The sequence below is a fragment of the Pseudobutyrivibrio ruminis DSM 9787 genome, from assembly GCF_900218035.1.
GTDB lineage: Bacteria > Bacillota > Clostridia > Lachnospirales > Lachnospiraceae > Pseudobutyrivibrio > Pseudobutyrivibrio ruminis.
The window spans coordinates 100,957-127,404 of the sequence record NZ_OBMR01000011.1; the positions used below are offsets into that span (position 1 = coordinate 100,957).

Annotated in this window: 22 protein-coding genes and 1 pseudogene; 3 read left to right on the forward strand and 20 right to left on the reverse strand. The window is 38.1% G+C overall.

Annotation, left to right across the window (positions count from 1 at the left end; all coding sequences use genetic code 11):
* The first annotated feature begins 102 nt into the window (after nt 1-102).
* A complete protein-coding gene (locus CRN97_RS11650) occupies nt 103-1,872 on the forward strand; it encodes a sensor domain-containing diguanylate cyclase (protein WP_179670747.1) in 1,770 nt (589 codons plus the stop codon).
* A gap of 38 nt (nt 1,873-1,910) precedes the next feature.
* Here CRN97_RS11650 and holA read toward each other — a convergent pair whose 3' ends face one another.
* The 13 genes and pseudogenes from holA to CRN97_RS11720 form a co-directional block, all read right to left on the reverse strand.
* Nucleotides 1,911-2,891 carry a DNA polymerase III subunit delta gene (holA, locus tag CRN97_RS11655; RefSeq protein ID WP_097076994.1) on the reverse strand — a complete coding sequence of 327 codons (981 nt, stop codon included), beginning with the start codon at nt 2,889-2,891 and terminating at the stop codon, nt 1,911-1,913.
* Nucleotides 2,892-2,959: 68 nt separating this feature from the next.
* A complete protein-coding gene (locus tag CRN97_RS11660) occupies nt 2,960-3,871 on the reverse strand; it encodes a radical SAM protein (RefSeq protein WP_097076995.1) in 912 nt (303 codons plus the stop codon).
* Between the two features lie 47 nt (nt 3,872-3,918).
* Nucleotides 3,919-5,688: a threonine--tRNA ligase gene (thrS, locus tag CRN97_RS11665; RefSeq protein ID WP_074790319.1), complete on the reverse strand. Its 1,770-nt coding sequence runs from the start codon at nt 5,686-5,688 to the stop codon at nt 3,919-3,921.
* 362 nt (nt 5,689-6,050) lie between these two features.
* Nucleotides 6,051-6,326 carry a hypothetical protein gene (locus CRN97_RS11670; protein ID WP_090394050.1) on the reverse strand — a complete coding sequence of 92 codons (276 nt, stop codon included), beginning with the start codon at nt 6,324-6,326 and terminating at the stop codon, nt 6,051-6,053.
* 108 nt (nt 6,327-6,434) lie between these two features.
* A complete protein-coding gene (locus CRN97_RS11675) occupies nt 6,435-6,905 on the reverse strand; it encodes an NUDIX hydrolase (protein WP_097076996.1) in 471 nt (156 codons plus the stop codon).
* 7 nt (nt 6,906-6,912) lie between these two features.
* Nucleotides 6,913-7,992: a lysozyme inhibitor LprI family protein gene (locus CRN97_RS11680; protein WP_097076997.1), complete on the reverse strand. Its 1,080-nt coding sequence runs from the start codon at nt 7,990-7,992 to the stop codon at nt 6,913-6,915.
* Nucleotides 7,993-8,108: 116 nt separating this feature from the next.
* The gene (locus CRN97_RS11685; protein WP_097076998.1) at nt 8,109-8,900 is read right to left on the reverse strand and encodes a hypothetical protein; all 792 of its coding nucleotides are present in this window, start codon (nt 8,898-8,900) and stop codon (nt 8,109-8,111) included.
* Nucleotides 8,901-9,512: 612 nt separating this feature from the next.
* Entirely contained in the window at nt 9,513-11,828 is a 2,316-nt protein-coding gene (locus CRN97_RS11690; protein ID WP_097076999.1) for a DNA internalization-related competence protein ComEC/Rec2, read from the reverse strand.
* Nucleotides 11,829-11,847: 19 nt separating this feature from the next.
* Entirely contained in the window at nt 11,848-12,837 is a 990-nt protein-coding gene (locus CRN97_RS11695; protein ID WP_097077000.1) for a GerMN domain-containing protein, read from the reverse strand.
* Nucleotides 12,837-14,273 carry a sensor histidine kinase gene (locus tag CRN97_RS11700; protein WP_044934035.1) on the reverse strand — a complete coding sequence of 479 codons (1,437 nt, stop codon included), beginning with the start codon at nt 14,271-14,273 and terminating at the stop codon, nt 12,837-12,839. The genes CRN97_RS11695 and CRN97_RS11700 overlap by 1 nt, the downstream gene beginning before the upstream one ends.
* 12 nt (nt 14,274-14,285) lie before the next feature.
* Entirely contained in the window at nt 14,286-14,984 is a 699-nt protein-coding gene (locus CRN97_RS11705; RefSeq protein ID WP_097077001.1) for a response regulator transcription factor, read from the reverse strand.
* 21 nt (nt 14,985-15,005) lie between these two features.
* A complete protein-coding gene (locus CRN97_RS11710) occupies nt 15,006-15,578 on the reverse strand; it encodes a ComEA family DNA-binding protein (protein WP_074790306.1) in 573 nt (190 codons plus the stop codon).
* Between the two features lie 382 nt (nt 15,579-15,960).
* A pseudogene (locus CRN97_RS11720) lies at nt 15,961-16,518 on the reverse strand (DNA/RNA non-specific endonuclease); the annotation flags it as partial.
* A 204-nt stretch (nt 16,519-16,722) separates the two neighbouring features.
* Between CRN97_RS11720 and CRN97_RS11725 the strand changes: the two are divergent.
* A complete protein-coding gene (locus CRN97_RS11725; RefSeq protein ID WP_179670748.1) occupies nt 16,723-17,235 on the forward strand; it encodes a SprT-like domain-containing protein in 513 nt (170 codons plus the stop codon).
* A gap of 62 nt (nt 17,236-17,297) precedes the next feature.
* Here the strand turns inward: CRN97_RS11725 and CRN97_RS11730 are convergent, their stop codons facing one another.
* The 7 genes from CRN97_RS11730 to argC all read right to left on the reverse strand — a co-directional run bounded on the left by CRN97_RS11730 (nt 17,298) and on the right by argC (nt 24,688).
* Nucleotides 17,298-17,519, reverse strand: a complete 222-nt coding sequence (locus tag CRN97_RS11730) for a hypothetical protein (RefSeq protein WP_097077005.1) — start codon at nt 17,517-17,519, stop codon at nt 17,298-17,300.
* 70 nt (nt 17,520-17,589) lie between these two features.
* Entirely contained in the window at nt 17,590-19,698 is a 2,109-nt protein-coding gene (locus tag CRN97_RS11735) for a glycoside hydrolase family 36 protein (RefSeq protein WP_097077006.1), read from the reverse strand.
* Between the two features lie 72 nt (nt 19,699-19,770).
* The gene (locus CRN97_RS11740; protein ID WP_097077007.1) at nt 19,771-20,970 is read right to left on the reverse strand and encodes an aspartate aminotransferase family protein; all 1,200 of its coding nucleotides are present in this window, start codon (nt 20,968-20,970) and stop codon (nt 19,771-19,773) included.
* Nucleotides 20,963-21,859: an acetylglutamate kinase gene (gene argB / locus CRN97_RS11745; protein ID WP_097077008.1), complete on the reverse strand. Its 897-nt coding sequence runs from the start codon at nt 21,857-21,859 to the stop codon at nt 20,963-20,965. Before argB ends, CRN97_RS11740 begins: the two co-directional genes overlap by 8 nt.
* Nucleotides 21,860-21,880: 21 nt before the next feature.
* Nucleotides 21,881-23,104, reverse strand: coding sequence for a bifunctional glutamate N-acetyltransferase/amino-acid acetyltransferase ArgJ (gene argJ / locus CRN97_RS11750; protein WP_097077009.1), 1,224 nt, complete (start codon nt 23,102-23,104; stop codon nt 21,881-21,883).
* Nucleotides 23,105-23,116: 12 nt separating this feature from the next.
* Complete coding sequence (locus tag CRN97_RS11755) at nt 23,117-23,617, reverse strand: GNAT family N-acetyltransferase (protein ID WP_242839250.1); 501 nt, start codon at nt 23,615-23,617, stop codon at nt 23,117-23,119.
* Between the two features lie 18 nt (nt 23,618-23,635).
* On the reverse strand, nt 23,636-24,688 hold the full coding sequence (argC, locus tag CRN97_RS11760; protein WP_097077010.1) for an N-acetyl-gamma-glutamyl-phosphate reductase: 1,053 nt from the start codon (nt 24,686-24,688) through the stop codon (nt 23,636-23,638).
* Between the two features lie 262 nt (nt 24,689-24,950).
* Here argC and CRN97_RS11765 point away from each other — a divergent pair, with 262 nt between their 5' ends.
* Entirely contained in the window at nt 24,951-26,174 is a 1,224-nt protein-coding gene (locus CRN97_RS11765) for an argininosuccinate synthase (RefSeq protein ID WP_044934013.1), read from the forward strand.
* Nucleotides 26,175-26,448 lie beyond the last annotated feature (274 nt).

A 26,448-nucleotide genomic window follows, 5' to 3' on the forward strand; every position in this document is an offset into this window, starting at 1 on the left:
CCCCTTCATTTGTAACAAATACTTCACACAATTTGCATGATTTATCATACAGTATTATGTATATTTAAAGAGGGAGTATGTAAATGCAATGAGGGCGATAATTTGAAACAATATAACTTTGAACTAGAGAATATATCTCATCTAGAAAATGCGCTCGATTCTTTACACAAAGACATCGACAATGATTCATATTCATCTATTCTCTTTCATATTTATACAAACGGTATCGACAAATCAGAAATAGACATTGTTAAATCTGAGATTCTTGATGCTTTTCCAACTGCGTCTATTGGTGGAACAAGTACAAATGGAGGCATTTGCGATGGCCATCTAGTCGACGAAGGAATGGTTATTTCTGTCTCAGTTTTTGAAAGCACATCAACCCAAGTAAAACTTTTCAAATGCATCCCTGGAAACGAAGATACTATTGGTAAAAGTATCTCTGATTTCATTGATTCAACAAATAATATCGTTGCCGCCGAATTACTTATTACCCTCAAATCAATTAACAGTCATATAATTTTAAATAACGTAGAAAAATGCCATAAAGATATTTTCGTATTCGGCGGAGGAAGTGCCGCTGTTAATATATCAGACGAAAATACATGTGTTATAAATGACAATGACATCTCTCCTAATGGTGTCCTTGTGATAACCTATTCCGGTCCAGATTTTCATATCGATGTGCACCACGCAATAGGCTGGAAAGCATTAGGCAAGGAATTAACAGTCACAAAAATAAAAGGTAAGCAGCTATTCGAAATTAATAATACCCCTGCCGGTAAAGTATATAGCAAGTACTTGGATATCCAGGCTGATGAAAACTTCTTTTCAAACATATTGGAATTCCCAATAATGTCTCATCAGCATGGCAACGAGGTGCTTAGACTACCATTTTCCTGCAATCACGATGATAACTCCATTATACTCGCCGCAGATATCGACCCGGGAACTCCAATCAATCTTTCCTACGGAGACCCTGATGTAATCAAGGAAGACGTAATTGCTCTTGTAAAAAAAGTAAAGTCCTTCGCACCACAAGCAATATTCTTGTATAGCTGTGGAGTTCGGCGACTTTACTGGAAATACCTTATTAACAAGGAAACAGCACCATTTGCAGCCATCTCTCCAACCTCTGGATTCTACTCTAGTGGTGAGATTATGCGCATGGAGGACCACATCATCGAGCATCATGTCACATTGATAGCAATTAGCATTCGCGAAGGTGAAAAGGCTATTGCTCAGCCATCATTTAACGGCGACAAAGCTCTGCCTATTCCAGAAGAGCAAAAAATGCACAGTCAGGTTTCTATGGTACGTCGTTTGGCCAATTTTATTAACGTCACAGCTGCCGAGCTTCAAGAGGCCAACGAAAAGCTGCAGGAGATTGCAGATACTGACGAACTAACAGGATTATATAATCGCAGAATGCTCAACAAGCTTGTTTCAAACGCTATTGATAGAGCGAATAAAAACGGCTTTGATATGATTATCGGTATTGCGGATATTGATAATTTTAAAGAAATAAACGACACCTACGGCCATGTAATGGGTGATAAGGTTCTGGTAGAGCTAGCTAAGCAGCTGGATAATGAAGTCGAAAAACTTCCTAGTGGAATTATCGGACGCTGGGGCGGCGAAGAATTCATGTTTATCGCCCCTACATTAAAGCTAGATGATGTTCTATCCAATATTGAAGAAGCCAGAAAACGAGTCTCCAGCATCAAATTTGATGGAATAGACTCTCCTACTGTAAGCCTTGGGCTTACCGCTTTCATCGCCGGCGACACTGCCGAATCAGTATTTAAACGAGCTGATGCTGCCTTATACGAAGCCAAGGAAACAGGAAAAAACAAGACATGCGTAAAATAAAATAAAGCCCTGTCCCACACATAGGGACAGGGCCATTTTTATTTACCTGCGTATTTCATAATAATAAGTTCTACTGCAAGCTTTTCATCCAAACGACCAGTCTTAAACTGCTCCTCAAAATCAGCCGCATCATTTAATAGATTAGTAATTTCCTTTGCAGAAAAATTGTTAGCCAGCTGCATTGTTCGTCTGACAGCAAAATCTGGCATTCCAACTTTGCTTGCTATCGTTCCTGCATTGTTGCCATATGCCGACAACTCCTTGATAACCTTCATCTGTCTGAACTGGCGAACTATCATAGTCAGAATTCGCATAGGAGGCTCCTTCGCAGAAAGCATATCCTGATACAAATCCAATGTCTTTTTCAGATCCTTGGCAGAAATAGCATTTAGCATATCGAAAATCTTTGTCTCTACTCGAGCAATACAAATAGCATTAACATCTTCAAGTGTTATTTGATTTCTATCCCCAACATAAGAAACAAGCTTATCAAGCTCTGTGGCCATATTATCCATTGAATCGTGGGTCATGTTCAAAAACTGAGACCATGCGTCTCTTTTCATCTGCTTGCCAGCAGCGTTTAGCTGACCACCAACCCATTTAGCCAAAACACTTTCATTTGGCATATTCATCTCGATTTCACGACCTGCAGCTTTCGCTGCCTTATATAGCTTTCCTCTTTTATCTGCAGAAGGCTCTACAAAAATAAATATAGTGAAATCCGGAATACTAGATAAATAGTTGCCCAAATCCTCAGGCATCTTTTTTCCAAATCCGCTATTTTCTATAAGAATGACTCTGTGCTCAGCAAAAAATGGCATTGTCTCAGCCTGGTCAATTACCTGGCCTACATTGATGCCATTGTCTTCGTATTTGGTGAAGTTCATATTATCACCTTCATTTACAAGTGCCTTCAAGAGCTTGTTCTTGTACTGAAGCTTTAAATAGTCTTCCTCACCATAAAGCAAATATATATTTTGAAATTGTCCTGAACTAATATCTTCATCTATACGTCTCATAGGTAAAAGTATAGCCTAAATCCAGATTAACTACTAGTGAATATTGAAAAGAAATAATATTCTATAAACTAATCCCATTCGTTAGAAAACTCTGGAATAAAGCTCTCCTTTGCTACTTTTCTATCCTGTATAAAAGCGTTTTCTATGCCCAAATCCAAAGCGTAATTAATAAGGCTATCGTATTCACGTTTAGTAACTCTTCTGTTTAATTCGGGATATTTTGAAGCTACATGAGGCCTCGGTGTATATTGACTCATCATGCTAATGAAAATATTATCCTGATATTTGTCATACAAGTATTTTATAATCGCTTTCCCATCCTTAACATGGCCTGGCAATAAAAGCTGTCTAACTATGACGCCGGATTTAACAAACCCCTGCTCATCAAACTCCACAGTCGGACACTGGCGAACCATCTCATCAATAGCCGCTTTTACTACCTCAGGATAATCTGATGCATGTGAATATTTTCCAGCCAACGCTTCATCCATATATTTAAAATCTGGCAGATATACATCTACTATTCCTTCTAGAAGCTTTAATGATTCCACCTTCTCATAGCCACTGGTATTGTAAATTACAGGTATCTCAAGACGACTACCATCTTCCAAACCAGCTTTAGCCAGCTTCACCGCCTGAACAATCTGCGGGATATAGTGGGTACCTGTTACAAGATTTATATTGTTTGCACCTTGTTTTTGGAGCTTAACAAACTGACGCGCCAACTCTTCTACAGAGATTTCCTTGCCAACCTTCCCATGGCTTATCTCTTCATTCTGACAAAATACGCAGTGAAGATTACATCCTGAAAAAAACACAGCTCCGCTGCCGCTTTCGCCTGAAATACATGGTTCTTCCCAATAATGCAAGGCGATTCTGGCTATCTTAAGCTTATCAGATACCTGACATATCCCTCTTGAATTTACTCTATTAACTTTGCAATCTCTAGGACAAAGCCTACATTCATTCATATTTTCCATAATAAACAAAAAGTGCCTGGCATAATACCAGGCACCCTATCTTTTAATTATTTATTTCGACCCTTTGTCTTGATTTCATTAACAATAAGCTCTACAAACTCATCAAATGAAACTGTTGTAGTGCCCTGCTCGCCATGAAGTCTGTATGAAACTGTTCCTTCAGCTTCCTCATTCTTACCAAGTACAGCAAGATAAGGAACCTTCTGGATCTGTGCTTCACGCATCTTGTATCCAAGCTTCTCTGAACGAGTATCAAACTCAACACGTACATCTGCATCATTGAGTGCATCAACAAGCTTCTGTGCGTATGCATTAAGCTCTTCATCATCATTCTTTACAGGAAGCACCTTAACCTGTGTAGGTGCAAGCCAAAGTGGAAGATTTCCCTTTGTCTCCTCAAGAATGTAAGCCATAAATCTATCAAGTGAACCAAGGATAGCTCTATGGATAACTACAGGTGTCTGCTTGTTAGACTCTGCATCTGTGTATGTAAGGTCAAACTTAGCTGGTAAGCAGAAGTCAAGCTGGCATGTAGAAAGTGTAATCTCGTTACCAATAGCTGGCTTAACGTTAACATCAAGCTTTGGTCCGTAGAATGCTGCCTCTCCGATTTCCTCTGTGAACTCAATACCGATTTCTGTAAGAGTCTCACGAAGAGCCTGCTCTGCAGTGTTCCACATATCATCATCCTGGTGATACTTCTTTGTATCAGCTGGATCACGAAGAGAAAGAACACATCTGTAATCTGTGATTCCGAAATCTTCGTATGTGCTGAAGATAAGATCACAAACGCTCTTAACCTCGTCCTTAATCTGCTCCTGTGTACAGAAGATATGTGAATCATTCTGGCAGAAGTGACGTCCTCTCTCAATACCCTTAAGTGTTCCTGAAGACTCGAAACGGAAATCGTGAGCGATTTCAGCGATTCGAATTGGAAGCTCCTTGTATGAGTGTGGACGGTTAGCGAAGATTCTCATGTGGTGTGGGCAGTTCATTGGACGAAGAACAAAGTTCTCACCTTCTACTTCCATAGCTGGGAACATGTTCTCCTTGTAGTGATCCCAGTGACCAGATGTCTGGTAAAGCTGAACTGTACCAACACATGGTGTCATAACGTGAAGGTAACCAAGCTTACGCTCTTTATTACGGATGTAATTCTCAAGCTCTGTCCAGATTGTATAACCATTTGGAAGGTACATTGGAAGTCCACGACCAATTAAATCGTCAGCCATGAAAAGCTGCATATCCTTGCCAATCTTTCTGTGATCACGCTCTTTTGCTTCCTCAAGAAGTGCAAGATGTTCATCAAGCTGCTCCTGTGTTGGGAAGCAAACACCATATACACGGTTAAGTACCTGATTCTCAGCATCGCCCTTCCAATATGCACCAGAGTGCTTGATAAGCTTGAAGTAACGGCAAAGCTTTACATTGTCAACGTGAGGTCCACGACAGAGATCTGTAAAATCTCCCTGATCGTAGCAAGAAATTACTGTTGAATCCTCATCCATATTATTGATAAGGTCTACCTTGTAAGGATCATCCTTGAACTCCTCTAATGCCTCAGCCTTAGAAATCTCACGACGATAAATCTTAGCTCCTGTCTTAGCGACCTTCTTCATTTCTTTTTCGATTTTTGCGATATCCTCATCTGTAAGCATAACATCGCCAAGATCCATATCATAGTAGAATCCTTCCTCTACAACTGGACCAACCCAAAACTTAGCGTTTGGATAAAGATGCTTTACAGCCTGTGCCATCATATGAGCACATGAGTGATTGAGAGTGTTTAATGCCTCATCTTCTTTGAAATTAACCATTGCTTTTCTCCTTTTAAAATGTAATGAAATCTGTACATTACCAAGGGTGTAAAATAAAAAACACCCATAGGAAAGCTACTTCTAGCAATCCTAAGGGTGCATCATTCATTTTAATACACGGTTCCACCTTAGTGTTTCACTCATTTTGTCTTTAACGGAACTACCCGGAGGCGCTTCACCAAAAGGCTTCTACGCTCAGCTCGAGAATGGTGTTCATAAATGCTTCCGCTAGACGCTTCCAGCCTAGGCGTCCTCTCTCTTAGCTTTCACAAATACTACTGTTTCTGTCATCGCTTTTCGTGTCTTATCCTACCACAAAAATACTGTTAAATCAATAAAACAGTTTGGTTATCTTATATTCATTAAAGTCGCTCTATAACTCTTTTTGCCCAGTCAAGCTCCCATTTGATTCTTACGTTTAGAATTTCTATCTGCTGATTTATGAGATTCTCTAGCGTATCCTCTTTTGATGTAAGTCCCTTCATAGTTTCTATAGAATCAAACATGTTATCATACTGTGACACCTTGTTTCTATATTCATTTTTTAGCATAGATGGTACATTATCCATCTCAAATAAACTCTGAGCTTTGTCATGTACCTGTACCATTTTGCTGTGTAATTCTTCTAGTTTTGTCATATCGATTTTATGTCCTTCAAAATTATTAATACTGATATCATATAGCTAATATGATTCATACAGAATTTGAATTACTGTTATAAAGTAAATAATAGATTAAATATACTATTATTCATATATAGTTTGAATAAGATTATCGTGACTATCATACACCAACTTAATCGAGAAAAACTCACACTTCCTCTCTTGGTCTTGGTTCATAAGAATCTTCAGGAAAGCCTTATCCCCCTCCCAAAGATTCAGGTCCATCACCTTATCAATATCAACCCAAGTCAGCTCACCTTCGCTACAAGATTCTGCCAAATCCCCAGAGAAATCATCGCTGGTGAAAAGAATAGCATGCTCAGTCTCATCCCCCATAACGAAAGTGATATAGCCTCGCATTTTTACAGAATTTAGTGTCAATCCAGTTTCTTCCATTACCTCTCGCTTAATGCAATCAGTAGGCGATTCTCCCTCTTCAACATGTCCACCAACACCAATATATTTTCCAGCATTTATGTCATGCTCCTTCTTGGTGCGATGTAGCATCAAATATTTATTATCTTTTATTAAATAGCATAAAGTTGTAAGTGTCATATTTTTCCTATTCTATATACTCCAGTAACTTTTTGCAGCGCTCCATTGTGACACTGGCATAAGTATCATTATATGCAACAGACGCAAAGCTACCACCATCATATTCGTCCGCTGACTCTTGTGCTTTAGCATCTCTGTCCTTTAACCATTGCCTCTGTTCTTCAAGAATCTTGTTAAATTCAACCTCATCTGTATTGTACTTTATTACTCTCCAAATATTATTGAGGCAATCATCACTAATTCTTACCTGTGAAGAAGTTATTTCAACCATATCAGCAGTAGTTAACGCTTCAGAGAGCATATCGCTATAATAATCATAGCTGTTTTCTGTTGTATTATAGAAACCTTCAGCTTCTTTCTTTGCAGAAATTCTCTCACTGCTGACAATACCTTGATTTTCTGCTACATTTACTAATGCCAAATTTTCTAATGTATCCTGCTGCTCTTGATAGTCTATGAATAACCATCTCTGTACTTGTTCATCAATTTCCGAAACAGTTTTACCTGGCATATAAATATCAACCTCATCTGCACCACTAAGGGCATATGGCGAAAGTGGAACATATTTCACTCCATCAGCAATATACTCCTTATCATCATTAAGAATTGTAATATCCTTCATCTGCATTTTATAAGTATATTCGTCCACCTTTTGAATATTCTCAAAATGTCCTTCGTAGTCACAATAATATCGAATGCCATCTGGATAATCTTCACCAGTATCACCCATATCAGAATCGTGATAACTGCCATGAAAATATCCATCTTTTTCTATATCAAAATCATCTTCCCAACCACCAGCTCCGCTGGAAAACGAATAGCTATACTTCGCTAAATCTGCAAATGTGATTGTAGAATCATCAATATCTTCGCTAGTTTCTGAAGCGTTGCCATTATCACCACTTGAATCCTTCGAACTCTCTTCCTGAATCTCGTTATTTCCATTTAGCTCCGTGGCTGTATCATCTGATTCTTTTCCATTTAATATGTAGAAAATGCAACCTCCAGCTAGTAATAATAAAACAAAGTCAATTATCAAAATAGTCCTAATTCTTTTTTTCTTTCTTTTCTTATGTTGTGTTTTCATCTAGCATTCTCCCTTTCTGTTTACAACATCACTAAAGACATTGTATTACAAACAATTTATTATTTCATCCAAGAACCACCGAACAATTACTGAATTTAGATTACACGCAATATGAACTACAACAAAAATAACTTAATTTTATGCTCAATCAAATTCACATCCAAATTTATTCCATAGGCTTCTGTAGATATTATTAGATTTTCTCCGGAAATAATTCCAGATTTCTCATATCTTGCAAGCTTTTCTAGATTTTTATCTGAATATGTATTATCGGATGTTAAGCCAAAATGTTCCCAAAAATAAGTCTTCCTTTCTCGTATGTTCAATAAAACAAAATCTGGATAGCACTTAATCCCATTATGTAGGATTATCTCAGGCTCATATTGATAAATAACACCATATTGGTAAAACAAATCAGCAATAATCTTTTCTGATTTAGACCTCACCTCCTCACCATTGTTTGTCGTATAAGATGATGACTTGTCATATTTATTTTGTGCTCCACAATACTTCCCATACCACTCTTTAATATAATCAGCATCTGATTTGATAATAGGATTTATCAATTGTTTCCTTCCATCAGATAACTTTTCATACAAATTACTAACACTAGCACAATTATATTTTAATATAAATCTTTTTATGGCCATCTCCTGCCTATGAAGATTTGTTAGCATTTTCTCATAATAATCTTTCTGCGCTAAACGTTTTGCTATATCCTTATCCGCTGCAGAAATATACTCTAAATTATCATCTGCATCCCTATAATAGTATTGGTAAATGCCATTGCTTTTCTTCAATACAAGAGTTTTATCTAGAAGATCACTATAATTTGATAGTTCATTCAATACAAATTTTTTCTGTTCTGTAATTTGTGTTAGTTCCTCTTTTAATACTTCTATATTCATACTTTTAATTCCTTTCTTTTATCAAAATTACTATTTATCCACAAGATAGTAAGCATTCACTCATGTCCTACTATCTAAATCTAGTTTTTCTCATTAGATAGTAAGAAATCTGTCATGGCTTACTATCTATAACTCTTTTTTCTCACTAGATAGTAAGAAACCACCAGTTCATTACTATCTAAATAATGTTTTCACCATCAGATAGTAAGATTTCCGTCATGGCTTACTATCTATAACTCTTTTTTCTTACCAGATAGTAAGAATTCACCAATTCATTACTATCTAAATAATATTTTCGCCATTAGATAGTAAGAAATCTGTCATGGCTTACTATCTATAACTCTTTTTTCTTACCAGATAGTAAGATTTCACCAGTTCATTACTATCTAAATAATGTTTTCGCCATTAGATAGTAAGAACCAGCTCATTCCCTACTATCTAAGCGCAAAAATCAACTATAGGTTTTTGTTTTTCATCAGAAAAACAAGAACCGGACATAGACCAATATTTTCTGAAAGAAAATATTGCTTGGCGAAGCCAAGTTCTTGTGGGCTTTTTCCTTAAGTAGCCCACAAGAAGTCATAGATAGTAGTTCATCCAGAATAGGCATAACTACCGTGTAAACACATCAACTCCCCCTGCCCTCGCTCTCACGCGGCCTGAGTCCATGGTGTAATAAATGCTTCCTGCCGCGGCCTCAATGCGTTCGACGGCTTCGGCGGCTGGGTGGCCGTAGCGATTTACCTTGGCGCAACTGATAACAGCAACATCAGGGGCCAGTAGGGATAAAAACTCTGAATCAGAGCTGAATCGGCTGCCATGGTGGCTAACTTTCAGTAGGTTAACATGTCCCACTTTTCCCGACTGGGCAATAGCTATCTCTTGCTCAGCGCCTAAATCTCCTCCAAAGAATCCTGAATAATCAACAGTTCCGTCACCATCCTTGTCATACTCCATCAATAATGCCAATGACAGTGCATTAATGTCATCACTGACTATTCCATCAAAGGGATAGATGCAAGTAAATGTGAGATGTCTACTGCCACACTTATCTCCCTGGTTCATGTATAGAACATTGGTGCCATTAGCTATACATAATTCCAGTAATCGGCCCAAAGTTTCGTCGCTAGGTATCTCTGCTGAAAGCACAATATTATCGATTCTATACCCAGACTCAAGTAGTTCTAATACACCGGATACATGATCCATGTCCATATGAGACAGAAACCAATAATCAATATGGCTGGCTCCTTTATATTTAAGAAAAGGAAGCAACGTATATTTTCCAACAGCATCGGAGCTGGTGCTTCCTCCATCTATGAAAAATCTCACACCATCCTGAGAGGAAATATATATGCCATCCCCCTGTCCTACATCCAAGATATCCACTTCGAATGATTGTTTAGAAGGGATGAACCATGTGCAAATCACTACTATGAAAAGCCCCATTGTAACAAGCATTTTCCTTCGTATATACGATATTCTGGTTCTAGGATTAATTAGCTCAGCATCGATATGGCTATTAAACAATTCAGAAAGACGCCATGCCACAAATATTAATCCATAATAAATGACAATTCTTATAATTCCACGGTGCCCAACAATTGCATTAGCATTTGGTAGCTTCGAAAACATTGACGCTATCATTTCAAAAATGTAAATAACAAAATGACATGGCATCAGAATAAGCTTTCCCAGTGGTAAATAGATTAGTCCAAGAAATCCACCAAACAAACCTAGCCCAAGCAGCACCGGCATAAGCGGCAAGATTAATAAATTAAGGATTGAAGAATAAACCGGAGTTTCATGATACATTTGAGTAACAATCGGAAGCATTGCCCCATATATACCAATAGAAAAAATAAAGCTAGATACGAAATATTCAACAATGACTCTATGGATTGGCTTTTTAATTGCTTTTCCAAAGCCGTCATCTGATTTCATAAGCTTCTTTCTTTCGTTACAATACTTTCCATATATCCCACTTAAAGGTAGCGCTACATACCAAATACCAAGAATTGCTCCAAAGGAAAAAATAAAGCTTCCATTTCTGATAAGCAATGGATTTCCCAGAAGTAGAAAATCTGCCACAACAGCCAACGCTGTCAAAGAATCATATGCCTCTCCTAAAATGTCCGCCAAAAGAAATATCAGAAACATGCAAATCGCTCTCACTGAAGATATACTTCCCCCTGTAAGTAATCCGTAAAAAACAGCCACTATTCCAGCAAGGATTCCAGCACAAATAAAGCTTTTTCCCCGTCGTCTCAGAAGTTTATAGAATGACATGCACACAACAGATACATGAAGTCCCGAAACAGCAAGCACATGCGCCACTCCTACCGTTTGAAAAAGCTCTCTTAGGTCTCCTAATAAATCACCTTTATTACCAATAGCAATGCTAGATAAAAAGCCTGCTTCTTCACCTGGTAGCGCCCAGTGATAAACACCGTCAAGCGCTTTGCTAAGCTTATATAAAATATCTTTTCCTGATAATAAGCCACAGCTGTATCCTAAAACTTCAGGATTAGACAGCTCAAAATACAGCCCCATTGACTGATAATAATTGTTCATATCAAAAGCGCCATCATTTCTAGCAGTCATAAAATGACTAACCTTACCTTTAATATTTAGTTTGCAATAATTTGGGATTTCATCTGAATTAAATTTGAAAATAAATGATGTATTTGAAAGCCTACCTATTTCAGAGTCAACGGTAGCATTTCTTACATAATAGAGTACACTGTCGTTTTTGATTTCCTTATGATAAACCCTGCCAACAGCCTGCACCTGAGTGCCTTCTGGCATACAATCAGCTGCATTAGCTTTTGTATAGACCCCCAGATAATCCCAGGGGCCATATACACTAAAAGCAATCGTTATTATTATCAACAAGGAAATCTTACAAAGTCTTCGACCTCGTAACATATGTCCTCCTTGTTAAAAATTATTCTTCTGTTTCTGTATAGTCGAAATCGCTATCATCTTCTAGATATAGCTCTTCGTCCTCTTCCTCTTGATCAGCAAGCTCATTGATAATATCCTCATTACGAGAAATTGAAGACGATAAATCCACATCCACATTTGAAATGTGGGGGGTATCTCCATTAACAAGAATCTGCACTTGCTTAATATTATCCAGTTCTGTCAATGAGTTTACAATTGAGTACACAGTAACATTTTCAGTGACACCTGTTACTGTAGACTCAATAGCAGCGTCAAAGTTTACTATACACACTCCACTTTCTGAAACAGAAATTGAGTTTAATTTTGTTCCTGGTGGAATTGCTGAAAGAAGCTCATCGGAATCAGGCCCCTTCAGTAATTGTTCTATGACAAGTCGCTCAATTGTAACATTACGACTGTAGTAAACTTCTCTCGTTTCTGCCACTGTAGACATACCATCTGCACTAGCAAAATATAATGTAAGATTTGTAGAAAGAAGCGAGTCTGTCTCCTGACCAAAATCCTCGATGAAAGTATCTGCAGTCATTGCACCAATGCTATCGCCATTTGAATCAGCAAGTGGCGCATCATTTACGTAGATAGAAACAGATTCTACACCATCGATTTGCACTAACGTCTTTACGATAGCTGCTCTAACAAGTATCTCTGTGTAAGTATCTAACGAATCATAGCCGCCAACTAAATACAGACTAAGGTTTCCATCATTAATCTCCCAGCTTTTAGCTTCAACCTCTGATGGGATTGTATTGATGTAGTCTATGTCATCTGGCGATTCAGCCAACTCGTTGATAGCCTCTTCCACCATTTCTGCAGTGTCATCGGACTGGAATGTATAAGCAGTTGGAACGATTCCAGCTTTGTCAGATTTCAAGTAATAGATCTGATAGTCCGACTCTTCATTCTTTGAACCACATGAAACCATAGAGAGTGCTAATGTAATTGTAAGAATTAAGCTAAGTAGTCTTTTCATTAGTGCACCTCCTTTTCAATGTAGTTAAGAGGAATTCGCACATCAAATGTAGATCCTTCATTAAGCTTTGAACGAACCTTGATTTCACCATTGTGCATAGCAATGGCGCTCTTGGTAATTGCCAAACCAAGACCTGTTCCACCAATTTCTCTAGAATGAGATTTGTCTGCACGATAAAATCTTTCAAAAATATGTTCCACTGAATCCTCAGGGATTCCAAGACCATTGTCTTCTACCTTGATATAGAAGAATTGATGATCTGAGTTCAAAGAAATATGAACCCATCCACCTTCGTTATTATATTTAATAGCGTTTTCAACAAGATTTGTAACTACCAGTGTAAACTTAACTTCATCAACTTCAGCAACAACTGGTCTGAAGGATTCATATACAACCTCAATATCAGACTTCTCTGCAATAGGCTTAAGTCTCTTTAAGATATGCTCAATAAGCTCGTTGATATTTACAGCTGTAACATTAAGCTGCGCACCACTCTTATCCATTCTAACAAGACTGAGAAGATCGTTGATAATCTTGGTTTCTCTGTCGATTTCATCACCAATATCAAGCATGAATTCCTTGTACATTTCTATAGGTACATCTTCTGATCCATTTAAAGAATCCGCTAAAACCTTCATAGACGTAAGTGGTGTCTTAAGCTCATGGGATACGTTTGAAACAAACTCCTGACGAGACTCATCTATGGAATGTAGTTTACCAATTACTTCGTTGAACTTAGAAGAAATATCCTGTAGCTCTGTGAATGAATCTTCCTCCGGCATCTCACTTGTATATTCACGAACAATAGCATCCAACGACTTAGACATTCGCTTTATTGGCTTTGTGAAATGAATATGAGAAAATACCGCTACTATAAGTGTCAATGAAACAATAATAATCTCGCCTATCAACATGTAAGAAAGGAAAGTATCTTCATTTGTAAGGATGTAATCCATTGATTTATTAATAACCAAAACACCTACAGTCTCCCCCTCTGAGCTGGTGAGAGGAACTGTAACTATAAGATAATTGGTCAACTTATCATAGTAATACAATGACTGTCCCTGCATTGAATAAATGATATTTTCCCAAATAACAGTCTTTCCCACATCTGCAGAAAAAGAATCTCTCACTATCTTTAAGGTAGAGTTCACCACAAGAATTCGACCATTGTAACTCTCCGCTACAGCCTTAAGCTGGGTGTCAAGAAGTGAATTCTCATCACCTGTAAGATAACCGCTTGTTACTATTTGATTATTGTAGGAAATGGCCTGTGCCATAAGATTTGTGGCATCAGTTCTGATTGAAACTGATTCATATGCACGCATAGAAATAGGCACGCAAACCACAAATGGAATGATGCCTACGCAAATGATAATAAATGCTATTTTAAAACCTATACTGCGAAAATAACCGTGACTAAATAACTTTTTCATTAACAACCCACTTTACATATAATAATAGCCAACGCCCCATTTTGTGCGAACGTATTTTGGCTCCTTTGGATTTGGCTCTATCTTTTCTCTAAGACGTCTAACATGAACGTCTACTGTTCTTTCATCACCAGGATAGTCCTCTCCCCAGATAGTATGGAGCAAATCCTCTCTTGAAAATACTTTCTTAGGATTTGTGACAAGCAAAAGAAGCATGTCAAATTCCTTTGAAGTAAGATTATATTCAACACCAAGAATTGTAAGACGGCGATTACTCTTATCTAAAACTAAATCGCCATTTTCTACGATATTTTCCTCAGCTTTATGATCAGTAGCAACAGGCTGTCCCAAAGCTGCTCTTCTCATAATGGCTTTGATACGTGCTTTTACTTCAAGGATGTTAAAAGGCTTAGTAATGTAGTCATCTGCACCATATTCGAGGCCAAGAATCTTATCCATATCGTCACCCTTAGCAGTAAGCATAACAATAGGAACATTAGAAAACTCTCTAATGCTTTGGCATACCTCAAACCCATCAAGCTTTGGAAGCATAACATCAAGAAGAATCATATCGTATGCATTGGCTGAAGCTAAATCAAGAGCCTCCTGTCCATCATATGCACAATCCACTTCCATGCCATCCTGCTCAAGTGAAAATCTAATTCCCTTTACGATTAGTTTTTCATCATCAACTACTAAAACTTTTTTAGCCATAACAATCCTCTATACTGTTCTTTATATTTTGATAAGTGAATTAATTTGGTTGAAAATACCATCGCCAATTCCTGAAACATTTTTAATATCCTCTACCGAAGAAAAATCTCCGTTAGCCTCTCTGTAGGATACTATCTGTTTTGCTTTAGCCTCCCCTATTCCAGGCAATGACTGAAGCTCAGCGGCGCTGGCTGTATTAATATTGACAAGTCCGTCGTCCTGCTGTGACGAAGCAATCATCTCTTGCTTTAACGCTTCGGATTCTTCTACCGTATATACGTATAGCTTCTGTCCGTCCTCAAGCACTGATGCCTGATTGATGTCGCTATCATCTGCTGAATCTAACAGACCTCCTGCAGCTTCTATTGCTGCATAGACTCTGGAGCCAACTGGTAATTCATATACATCTGGATTTTCAACAGCACCTGCAACCTGAACAAAAATAGTTTCCGGCAATAATTCCTCAACCATCTCGTCCTCTTTAGGTGTCTCTTCTGTGGAATCCACAAGCTCCGTTGATTGAAAATATGATGCTTGACCGCATCCTGTAAATAAAAAAATGCTACAACAAGCAATAAATAAAAATCTCTTCATGTAATCTCCTATAATTCTCTGTAGGAGACTCCAATATCGTCCTGCTTATTGTAGCTAATTTTTCCATATATTACAATAGTTTTACAAAATATCGAAATATTAAAATATTTTTGACATAATTTGAGTTAATCAATAATAACAATTATAATAAAGATAATATTGAAAGAAAGGATAATCTTAATGAATCAATATTTTCTTTGTCCGAAATGCAAAAAGCACTTAGTCAAGTATAGTCCAGAACAGTTTGTCTGCCCAAAATGTAGAACAATATATGGTGTTGCCAAGAAACAGCAATACACTATGCGCTTTATAAATTTTGTTATATTAGCAGCTATGATTCTTGGCATTGCAGTTGGCATAATCAATTCCTTCATTTAGAAGAATCACTTTCTAGCTCACTATCGCCAGTAGCATAGTCGATTGTTATCCCCGGTTGCACATTGTAACAATATACGTTAAACATAACACCTGCTCCCTGGTCTTCCACTGAGTAGGCTTCCATCTGAACACCGGAAGCCACCAAGTTATCGCCTTCGAATACAGGTGTGACTCTATACAAAACATGATTACCTGTCTCTTCTACATATTCAGCCACCTGATTTTCAAAAGGAAGCATCCCCTCCACATTTAGATATCTAGTCCCTGTAATAAGATTCTTCTCATTTGCATTTTCTCCACTTAGCTGATATCCAATGAGATGGCATCTATTATATAGGTAATTTCCATCTACATATTCATGATAGTTTACTGTATGCCATCCACTAGGCTTTACACTTCCTATTTCGCCTCGCTCTTCTGTAGGCATAAGTTTCTGACAAATATTTGCATATGCCACTCCGCATCTGCCTAAAGAATCCAGTTCACTATATGTTTCAAAAGCATCAGTACGAGTCAAATCCTCCTCTGAAAAATATGGGACATTATCATTTACAATTGTATAAGGATTATCATTTGTCTCATTACCTGCATTGCTAGTTCCATAGTACAAATAATCTGCTATGCATAACACTGATACAATCAAAATCGTATATAGTTTTTTCTTTTTCATTCTTGTCGCTCCTTGTTGTCTTGTCTTATATCTAATCATAACATATGATACAATTCCAATATCAGACTTGACATAAAAATCAAAGGATATACAACGTTGAAGGATTTTGTAAAACTCAAAGAACAATGCATAGATGAAGTTACTCATCTTGGAATCAAATTAGGAAACATTTCATCTTGGAAAATTAATACTAGAGCAAAAACTCGTTGGGGACTCTGTAAATTAAACCCAGATGGTAGCTACTCAATTGAAATAGCTGCCAGACTTTTAGAAGATGATAGAATTTCTGAAACAGCCTGCAAGGAAACTATAATTCATGAATTACTGCATACATGCAAAGGATGTATGCGACATACTGGAAAGTGGAAATATTACGCAGAGGTTGTTAACCAAGTGTACGGTTACAACATAAAGCGTGTTACTCAAGGTATAGAAAAAGGCGTTGAAAACTACGAAAGTAAAGAAATGAATGTAAAATATGTCTTCACTTGCGGCAACTGTGGAGCCACAATCTACCGCAAGCGAGACTCTAAATTCACTAAATATTATAGATACTATGGATGCGCCAGATGCGGTGCATCAGCCTGGTCTAGAAAAACTGTAGGATAATTTATCTATAATCTGCGCTCTTCTGTTGTTGAAGTTGAAATGTCTGGAGCCATAGCACTTACCTACTTTATCTGTCTGTCCTGGCGATATACTGACATGTAATCAGCATTAATCTCTGAAATCTCTCGCCTACCATCTATATAGTCCTGATATATATCCCAAGGACTTCCACCACCTAACCAACAAGATGAGCAGTTTTCACAACCGCCTCCACAATCAAGGGAAGACCTAATAATCTCTTCTCTTTCTTCTTTTGTTGTATCTTTTATTAATATTGACTTCATAGGCATTTACCTCTTTTTCTTTAGCATACTATCTCAATAGGTAAATAGCAACTATATGATGGTGACCCATTTAACTATCTTTTTCCAAATACAAACAAACAGCATACATATCATCAGGAATCCTATATTCTAATGCACCATTTTTTAGAGAAATATGCTCCTCCTGATATGAGTAATAATTTACTAAATGATAATCACAATTAAGATTTATCTGTACTTGTACCCCTTTGGCTTGATTGAAACCATGGATTACAATATAAGCTTTACTTTCATCTATACTTTCTCTAAATATTGCCTGCCAGCCTTTTGGATGTCGATAGCTGCTTATCTTATTTCCATAAAAATATGTTTTACCATCTTTAATGATAGATGCGATTTTCTTGTAGAAAGAAATACCATCATCTATAACTTTCCACTGTGGTTCATCCAATGAACACACGTCACCTGATAGGCACATTCTTCCTAAAAACGTATTTGCGATAGAATAAGCTATTCGCTTCAATGAATCTTCTTGTCTTATAACTGCCCAAATTTGACTTTGTCTTGGCAAAATAACTCTATGTAGATTTGCAGCAATAATCGGAATTTCCGGGCACTCATGAGCATCTGAAAATGAAGCCATGCTACAAAGCGACATCATCAATGGTTCAAGTTTATGTCCGCCAGAAGCACAGTTTTCTAATATTATTCCAGGTATTTCTTCTTTTACTTTTTGGATGAACTTAATAGAGTACTCTTGATTTTGGCGAAGACCTTCTCCCAAGGATTCTGCCCCATCACAGCCGATGCCAACAGTATCGTTGCAATCTATTTTCATGTATTCAAACCCATACTGTTTTAATGTACCAATTACTTTTTCTCTTAGGTATTCCTGCACATGTTCCTGACGCAAATCCCAAAATCTTCTCATGGTGGTTGTTAATGGATATCCGTCCCGCTTTAGCAAATGTTCTGTATCATTATAGGCTTTTGATTTCTCTCCAACGTTGTCTATTTCGAACCATATACCCGGCTTCATTCCAGCATCTTTAATAACCTGAACAGTCTTATCTAAGCCATCCTTAAAGAGTTCCTTTGATACCTCATAATCGCCCATAGACACATCCCATGGAATCCCCTCTTGCTTGTACCAACCGCAATCAATTACAAAATATTCGAAGCCCTTGTCTTTAATTGTATTAACTATCTCGCATATGTTTTCATGACTTGGATTTCCCCATGTAGTGCAATATTCATTAAACATCACAGGCAAGCTTTGCTCCGACTTCGGTCCTTCATTCACCACACTATTTAATGACGAAGTAAGACGACGATATACTTCTTCCTCCTCATCCCGACATACAGAAATAATTGCCTCTGGAGAAACAAACTCCTCCTGTGATTTTATGTTCTTTGTCCAATGACCATACTCACGATCAGCTAAACCACCTGAGATTTGAACATAATCTCCTCGTCTATATACCTCCATTTGCCAAGAAGCATTATGCATAAGTTGAACACCCCAAAAGATTTGGTTCTTAGAATCTTCCAACACCATAATAGGGAAGAACTTATTAACTGGAAGTGATCCTATAGAACCAAATCTTTCGCATCTAACAGCGTGGCCTCCCCATGATGGCTCAAGTTGAAGATCTTCGAGAGAAAGTGTCTCCTTTCTTCCTTCCATGCTCCAAACACTGCGAATCCTATGAAGCTTTAAAGTATCTGCGCCATCCCCATCCATCAATGGAGAAATCTTTCCCAATGAAAAACTAGAAATAGATTCCAAGGATACTTCTTTGTCACTATTATTCTTAAAGCTAGAATATGTTCTAATAACCTTTTCACCTTCTGTATATTTAAGATGATGACATAATAAGTACCCTCTAGAATCTTCTAGAATTGTATCGATTTCAGTGGTATCTTCAACGATTTTTACAGTCTGATCCTTGTATTTAAAACCAACCACTGAAGGACTTTGACGCATCGTAACACCAGGAGCATACCCGCCATTATAAGTATCTCCCATTATCTTAACTTGAACGGCTGAATCAATATATGGCTTTTCTTTCATGTCATCCATATTTTTATATTCAATAGCAGCAGGAAGTAAAACGAATTCAACATTCTTGGTATCTTCATCAATAAGATATGTTGCCTTCATGTCCCCCAAAACATAAGTGTTTAAAATACTTTGCATAGTTATTCCCCCAATTTAAACAAGCATATAAAAAGCACCGCTTTCATTATATCTGAAAACGATGCCTTCTGTTTACACAAATTGCTCAAATACTTTTTCAATCTTCTCTTTGAACAAATCGATGTCCTGTTCATTTATCACAAGTGGTGGAAGTAAACGCAGCACATCTGAGCCTGCTGAAAGTACAACCAAATGCTGCTCTAACAATGCTTTACTTACAACCTCTTTTACCGGAATTGTAAGCACAAGTCCCTGCATCAAGCCCATACCTCTTCGTTCTGTAATAAAATCATATTTATTAACAAGATTATCAAGAGTCTGCTCCAAATACGGTGTAATCTCCTTTACGTGGTCGATAAGTTTATAATCCTCAAACATATCAAAGACTTGAGAAACTGCTGCGGTGCAAAGTGGATTGCCACCATAGGTTGTGCCATGATCTCCCGGCTCCAGAGAGCTCTGGGCCACCTTGTCTGTAACGGCAAATGCTCCAATTGGAACACCGTTACCAAGAGCCTTTGCTGTAGTGAGAATATCAGGCTTAATACCATACTGTTGGAACGCATACATGCTTCCTGTTCGTCCCATACCGCACTGGACTTCATCGAGAATCAGAAGAATATCTTCCTCGTCGCAAAGCTCACGCACCTTTTTCAAGAAAGTCTCATCCGCTGGATATAGACCGCCCTCTCCCTGAACGGTTTCCATAATAATGGCGCATGTATTGTCACTTAGATTTGCAAGAACACTACCGAAGTCATTAAATGTTGCAAATTTAACTCCAGCCATCAAAGGGTAAAAAGGCTCTCTATAGTGGTCAGTTCCTGTTACTGAAAGAGAACCAACGGTGCGACCATGGAAAGAATTTTCCATGGCGATAATTTCATAATCCCCTGGGCCTTTCTTCGTATATGCGTATTTCTTTGCAGTCTTAAGTGCACCTTCTATAGCTTCAGCTCCTGAATTTGTAAAGAAAACCTTATCCATTCCAGATGCTTTTGTAAGCTTTTGTGCAGCCTCTATCATAGGTACATGATAATAAAGGTTTGATGTATGAGTAATGCGTTTCAGTTGAGTTGTAAGTGCAGCCTCATAATCCTCATTACCATATCCAAAAGCCATAACCCCTATTCCAGATGCGAAATCCAAATATTTCTCATCTAACTCATCATATAAATACACACCTTTTCCATAGTCAAATATAACTGGAAATCTATTATATACGTGTAATAAACAGTTATCCGCTGCCTCTATATATTCCTTTTTATTCATTGTAGTACCTCGTGTCCTTGTCTCCGATAATTGCTGTTCCAATTCCCTTGTTAGTAAAGATTTCAAGAAGAAGGCAATGTGCTATTCTTCCATCCAATATATGCACACGGCTAACTCCCTGTTCGATGGCTTCGATGCAATTGTTAAGCTTTGGAAGCATTCCGCCACCAATGTATCCGTCCCCAATTAAATCCTTTGCTTCCTCAATTGTAAGCTCAGAAATAAGTGAGTCTGGATCATCTTTATCCTTATAAACTCCCTCGATATCTGTAAGGAATGCAAGCTTCTCTGCATTTACCGCTTTTGCGATAGCACATGCAGCATCATCTGCATTAATATTATATGTAACAAAGTTCTCATCCATTCCAATAGGGCAAACGATTGGAAGAAAATCATTTTCAAGCAAATCCATAATAATCTTTGGATTTACTTCTGTAATCTCTCCTACAAAACCAATATCTTGGCCATCGGAAAGCTTCTTTTGAACCTTTAATAGTCCACCATCTTTTCCAGATACGCCAACTGCATTAACACCAAGAGACTGGACATTCTGAACAAGAGATTTATTAACCTTGTTTAAAACCATCTCTGCAATTTCCATTGTGGCTTCATCTGTTTTACGAAGACCATTAATGAATTCCGGCTCCATTCCTGTCTTCTCAACCCAACGGCTGATTTCCTTGCCACCACCATGTACGATGATTGGCTTGAAACCAACAAGCTTAAGCAAAGTAACATCCTGGATAACCTGCTTTTTAAGCTCCTCATCAATCATGGCGCTTCCACCATATTTAACAACAATAATCTTACGGTTAAAGCGCTGAATATATGGCAACGCCTCTATTAAAACCTCGGCTTTGTCCATAACCGCTAACATGCTCTTGTCCATTGTGTTTTCCTCCCAGTTTTATTATGAGCGATAATCTGCATTAATCTTTACGTAATCATAGGTCAAATCACAGCCCCATGCTGTGGCCTCTGCATCACCTTCATGCATATCTACAAATACTGTAACAGCATCAGCTTTCATTATTTTAAGGGCCTCTTCCTCATCGAATACAATAGGTGTTCCCTTATCAAAAACCTTTAACTCTCCATTTGCACTTTTGAAGAAAAGCTCCACGTCATTCTGGTCAAAATCTGCTCCAGAATATCCCATTGCACAAAGGAAACGACCAAAGTTTGCATCGCATCCAAAGATTGCAGCTTTTGAAAGATTTGAACCAACTATCGCACGTGCCAATGTCTTTGCATCTTCTTTCGACTTGGCATTTACGATAGTAGCCTCGAAAAGCTTGCTTGCTCCCTCTCCATCGGCAGCCATTGTTTTAGCAAGACTAGTACATACATAAGAAAGGGCTTCTTTAAAAGCTTCGTAGCTTTCATCTTTAGATGTAATTTTCTTGTTGCCAGCTAAACCATTTGCCATGCAGATAAGTGTGTCATTTGTTGATGTATCTCCATCAACTGTAATCATGTTAAAGCTATCTGCAACCACATCGCTGACTGCTTCCTGCAGAAGCTCCTTTTCAATATCAAGATCTGTGCCAAGGAAAGCAAGCATTGTACACATATTAGGATGAATCATTCCTGAGCCTTTGCTCATTCCTCCAAGCTTTACTTCCACACCATCTATCTCAAATGAAACCGCAATCTCCTTATTTACAGTATCAGTAGTCATGATTGCTTTTGATGCTTCTGTTCCTGCATTTACACTTCCATCAAGCTTTGGTGCCATAGCTTTTACACCAGCCACAAGCTTATCAACAGGAAGCTGCATTCCAATTACACCAGTAGATGCCACTGCTACAGTATCGTAAGGTACACCAAGAACCTCCTGAACACCTCTTGCTGTAGCTTCACATGCATTAAAGCCTTCCTGACCTGTACAGGCATTTGCAATACCTGAATTTATAACAACTGCCTGAACTGGCTTGTCAGATTTTACAATTTTCATATCCCACTGAACACATGCTGCCTTTACCACATTAGTTGTGAATGTTCCAGCAGATACACATGGCACCTTCGAATAAACCATTGCCATGTCAGTACGCCCCTGATATTTAATCCCTGCTGCTGTGCTTGCAGCCTCAAAACCTTGTGCCGCTGTAATTCCACCATCTATAACCTTCATTATATGTACTCCTTAACTATTAAATTTGATTATATTCTCGTCATTTAAAACGAAATCGTATGTGTTGTAATCTTCGCGCTCTCTCCATCCCTCTGCATGCCAGAAATGATTTCCAATTTCATTTCCAGAAAAGGCAACCAACTGAACCTTATTGATTCCTTCGTTTTTCAGACGAACCATCGCAGATGTAACCATAGCTTTACCTATACCGTGTTTACGATAATCCTCGTGAACACAAACATGATAAAAGCTTCCATGGCGACCATCATGTCCAGCAAGAATAGAACCAACTATTTTTCCATCAACAACCGCAACTACAGATGTGTTTGGATTCCTTTTTATGAACTTTAAGATTCCCTCTTTTGAATCATCAAGGCTTCGCATTGCAAATCCATGAATTGTTGTCCAAAGTTCATAAACCTCTTCATAATCAGACTCTTCCATGGTGCGAATTTGATACTCTGTATATACACCTAAATCCATTGAAATCTTAAAATTTTCCTGTACAACCATACTTACTACCCCTATTACCTATGGGAACATTGGTGCAAAATCAAGTCCCATCTTTTCATCTAAACCAAAAATAATATTCATGTTCTGAACAGCCTGCCCTGCAGCACCCTTAACAAGATTATCAAGAGCACCCATCATAACGATTCGGCCTGTTCTTTCATCAATCTTGCAGCTAACATCTACAAAATTACTTCCTTCAACCCACTTTGTTTCAGGACACTCACCATACTCAAGAACTCTCACAAAGAATTCATCATCATACATGTCGTGATAGGCCTTCATTACCTGCTCTTTTGTAGGAAGCTTTCCATCCTTTTTAACAAGTGTTGCATATTCTGTAACAAGAATGCCTCTATTCATAGGAACAAGGTGTGGTGTGAAATTAATCATAATCTCCTGCCCACATGCATATCCAAGCTGCTCTTCTATTTCAGGTGTATGTCGATGTGATGTAACTCCGTATGCCTTCATACTTTCATTTACCTCACAAAATAGATTAGGAAGCTTTGCTCCACGTCCTGCACCACTGGTTCCTGACTTTGCATCAATAATAATTGATGTAGGATCAATAAGACCTGCCTTTACAAGTGGATAAGCTGTAAGTATCGAGCATGTTGTGTAGCATCCAGGATTTGCAATAAGTCTTGCACCTACTTCCTTATCTCTATTGATTTCACATAAACCATAAACCGCTTCATCAATAAACTGAGGACTCTTGTGCTCAATGCCATACCACTTTTCATATGTAGCAACATCCTTAATACGATAATCAGCAGATAAATCGATTACTTTACAATTGCTAAGAATCTCTTCTGTAAGAACCCCTGCTAAATATCCCTGAGGGGTTGCTGTAAAAATAACATCTACTTGCTTTGAAAGCTCAAGTATATTGTCATCTAAGCATTTATCATCTACCAAGGTGAACATGTTCTTATATATAGAAGCAAATCTCTCATCCACATATGAACGTGAGCCATACCATACTATTTCAGCCTCTGGATGACTATATAGAATTCTTACTATTTCTGCTCCAGCGTATCCTGTAGCACCGATAATACCTACCTTAATCATAATTATGCATTTCCTTCTCTTTTATTTTTGTACAACTGCATTCATTGTATAACTTTACTTTCACGAAGTAAAGTGGTGTAGCGTAAAAATATGAATTAATATTGCATAAATATACATTGTATATTTCGGTAATTCAACGTTAAAATTAACTAAATTTATTTTTATGCTATTTTCATGTATAAATAACCCTTGAATTTATCACTTTATTGTAGTACAGTATTTTCAGACTATAGAACAATAAATTCAAAAGGAGATATACATTATGGCACAGGAAAAAGTTGTACTTGCATATTCAGGTGGTCTTGATACCACAGCTATCATTCCATGGCTTAAGGAAAACTATGGATACGAAGTAATCTGCTGCTGTATCGATTGCGGACAGGGCGAGGAATTGGATGGCCTTTCAGAAAGAGCAAAAGCATCTGGCGCTTCTAAATTATATATAGAAGATATTGTTGACGATTTCTGCGACAACTACATCGTACCTTGTGTACAGGCAGGAGCTATTTACGAAAACAAATACTTACTTGGAACTGCTATGGCTCGTCCAGGTATTGCTGCAAAGCTTGTTGAAATTGCCAGAAAAGAAGGAGCTGTTGCTATCTGCCATGGTGCAACAGGAAAAGGTAACGATCAGATTCGTTTCGAGCTTGGAATCAAAGCCCTTGCACCTGACATCAAAGTAATTGCTCCATGGAGAAGTGATAAGTGGAAGCTTCAGTCTCGTCAGGACGAAATCGACTACTGTAAGGCTCACGGCATTAATCTTCCATTCTCAACAGATCAGTCATACAGCCGTGACAGAAACCTCTGGCACATCAGCCACGAAGGACTTGAGCTTGAAGATCCATCTCAGGAGCCAAACTACGAACACTTACTCATGCTCACTACTCCACCTGAGAAGGCTCCAGACAAGCCAGAGTACGTAACAATGACATTCGAAAAGGGTGTTCCAACATCTGTAAATGGAAAGAAAATGAAGGTATCAGATATCATCAAGGAATTAAATGAAATTGGTGGTAGAAACGGGGTTGGTATTGTAGATATAGTAGAAAACCGTGTAGTTGGTATGAAATCTCGTGGCGTTTACGAGACACCAGGCGGCACTATCCTCATGGAGGCACACGCTCAGCTTGAAGAGCTTTGTCTCGACCGCGCGACAATGGAAATGAAAAAAGAAATGGGTGCCAAGCTTGCACAGGTTTGCTACGAAGGCAAATGGTTCACACCACTTTGCGACGCCATCCAGGCATTCGTAAAGTCTACACAAGAATACGTAACAGGCGAAGTTAAGTTCAAGCTCTACAAAGGCAACATCATCAAGGCCGGCACAACTTCACCATACTCTCTGTACTCAGAGTCACTTGCATCCTTCACAACTGGCGACCTTTACGATCACCACGACGCCGAAGGCTTCATCACACTTTGGGGCCTCCCACTCAAGGTCCGCGCCATGAAGCTTGCCGAAAACCAAAAGACTAAGTAAAACATAGGTATGGGTGGGACGGACAATGTAGTTTATATAATCATCTAGTCTTAACTAGTCTTTGTATTATTACTTTTGCTACTCCGTTCACAAAGAAAAATTAAAAAAGAGATATTTGTATGTATTGGCACCGTGGCACATTCAACGTCCTGTTTCAAGTGACCACTGCTGCCGCCGTCCTAGCGGCAGCTGCCAATTCATATCAAATATCTCTTTTTATTTTTCTAAGTTCACTCCAAAGCAAATAGTAATAAATACAAAGCTAGTTTAAGAC

Coding starts and splice junctions, on each gene's coding strand:
- CRN97_RS11685 (WP_097076998.1), bottom strand. CDS start 8,900: ATGAATATAGAAGTATTAAAAGAGGAACTAACACAAATTACAGAACAG.
- CRN97_RS11710 (WP_074790306.1), bottom strand. CDS start 15,578: ATGAAGAGATTTTTATTTATTGCTTGTTGTAGCATTTTTTTATTTACA.
- CRN97_RS11740 (WP_097077007.1), bottom strand. CDS start 20,970: ATGAATAAAAAGGAATATATAGAGGCAGCGGATAACTGTTTATTACAC.
- CRN97_RS11755 (WP_242839250.1), bottom strand. CDS start 23,617: ATGGTTGTACAGGAAAATTTTAAGATTTCAATGGATTTAGGTGTATAT.
- argC (WP_097077010.1), bottom strand. CDS start 24,688: ATGATTAAGGTAGGTATTATCGGTGCTACAGGATACGCTGGAGCAGAA.
- CRN97_RS11730 (WP_097077005.1), bottom strand. CDS start 17,519: ATGAAGTCAATATTAATAAAAGATACAACAAAAGAAGAAAGAGAAGAG.
- argB (WP_097077008.1), bottom strand. CDS start 21,859: ATGGACAAGAGCATGTTAGCGGTTATGGACAAAGCCGAGGTTTTAATA.
- CRN97_RS11765 (WP_044934013.1), top strand. CDS start 24,951: ATGGCACAGGAAAAAGTTGTACTTGCATATTCAGGTGGTCTTGATACC.
- CRN97_RS11705 (WP_097077001.1), bottom strand. CDS start 14,984: ATGGCTAAAAAAGTTTTAGTAGTTGATGATGAAAAACTAATCGTAAAG.
- CRN97_RS11660 (WP_097076995.1), bottom strand. CDS start 3,871: ATGGAAAATATGAATGAATGTAGGCTTTGTCCTAGAGATTGCAAAGTT.
- argJ (WP_097077009.1), bottom strand. CDS start 23,104: ATGAAGGTTATAGATGGTGGAATTACAGCGGCACAAGGTTTTGAGGCT.
- CRN97_RS11735 (WP_097077006.1), bottom strand. CDS start 19,698: ATGCAAAGTATTTTAAACACTTATGTTTTGGGGGACATGAAGGCAACA.
- CRN97_RS11670 (WP_090394050.1), bottom strand. CDS start 6,326: ATGACAAAACTAGAAGAATTACACAGCAAAATGGTACAGGTACATGAC.
- holA (WP_097076994.1), bottom strand. CDS start 2,891: ATGAGACGTATAGATGAAGATATTAGTTCAGGACAATTTCAAAATATA.
- CRN97_RS11675 (WP_097076996.1), bottom strand. CDS start 6,905: ATGACACTTACAACTTTATGCTATTTAATAAAAGATAATAAATATTTG.
- CRN97_RS11700 (WP_044934035.1), bottom strand. CDS start 14,273: ATGAAAAAGTTATTTAGTCACGGTTATTTTCGCAGTATAGGTTTTAAA.
- CRN97_RS11695 (WP_097077000.1), bottom strand. CDS start 12,837: ATGAAAAGACTACTTAGCTTAATTCTTACAATTACATTAGCACTCTCT.
- CRN97_RS11690 (WP_097076999.1), bottom strand. CDS start 11,828: ATGTTACGAGGTCGAAGACTTTGTAAGATTTCCTTGTTGATAATAATA.
- thrS (WP_074790319.1), bottom strand. CDS start 5,688: ATGGTTAATTTCAAAGAAGATGAGGCATTAAACACTCTCAATCACTCA.
- CRN97_RS11680 (WP_097076997.1), bottom strand. CDS start 7,992: ATGAAAACACAACATAAGAAAAGAAAGAAAAAAAGAATTAGGACTATT.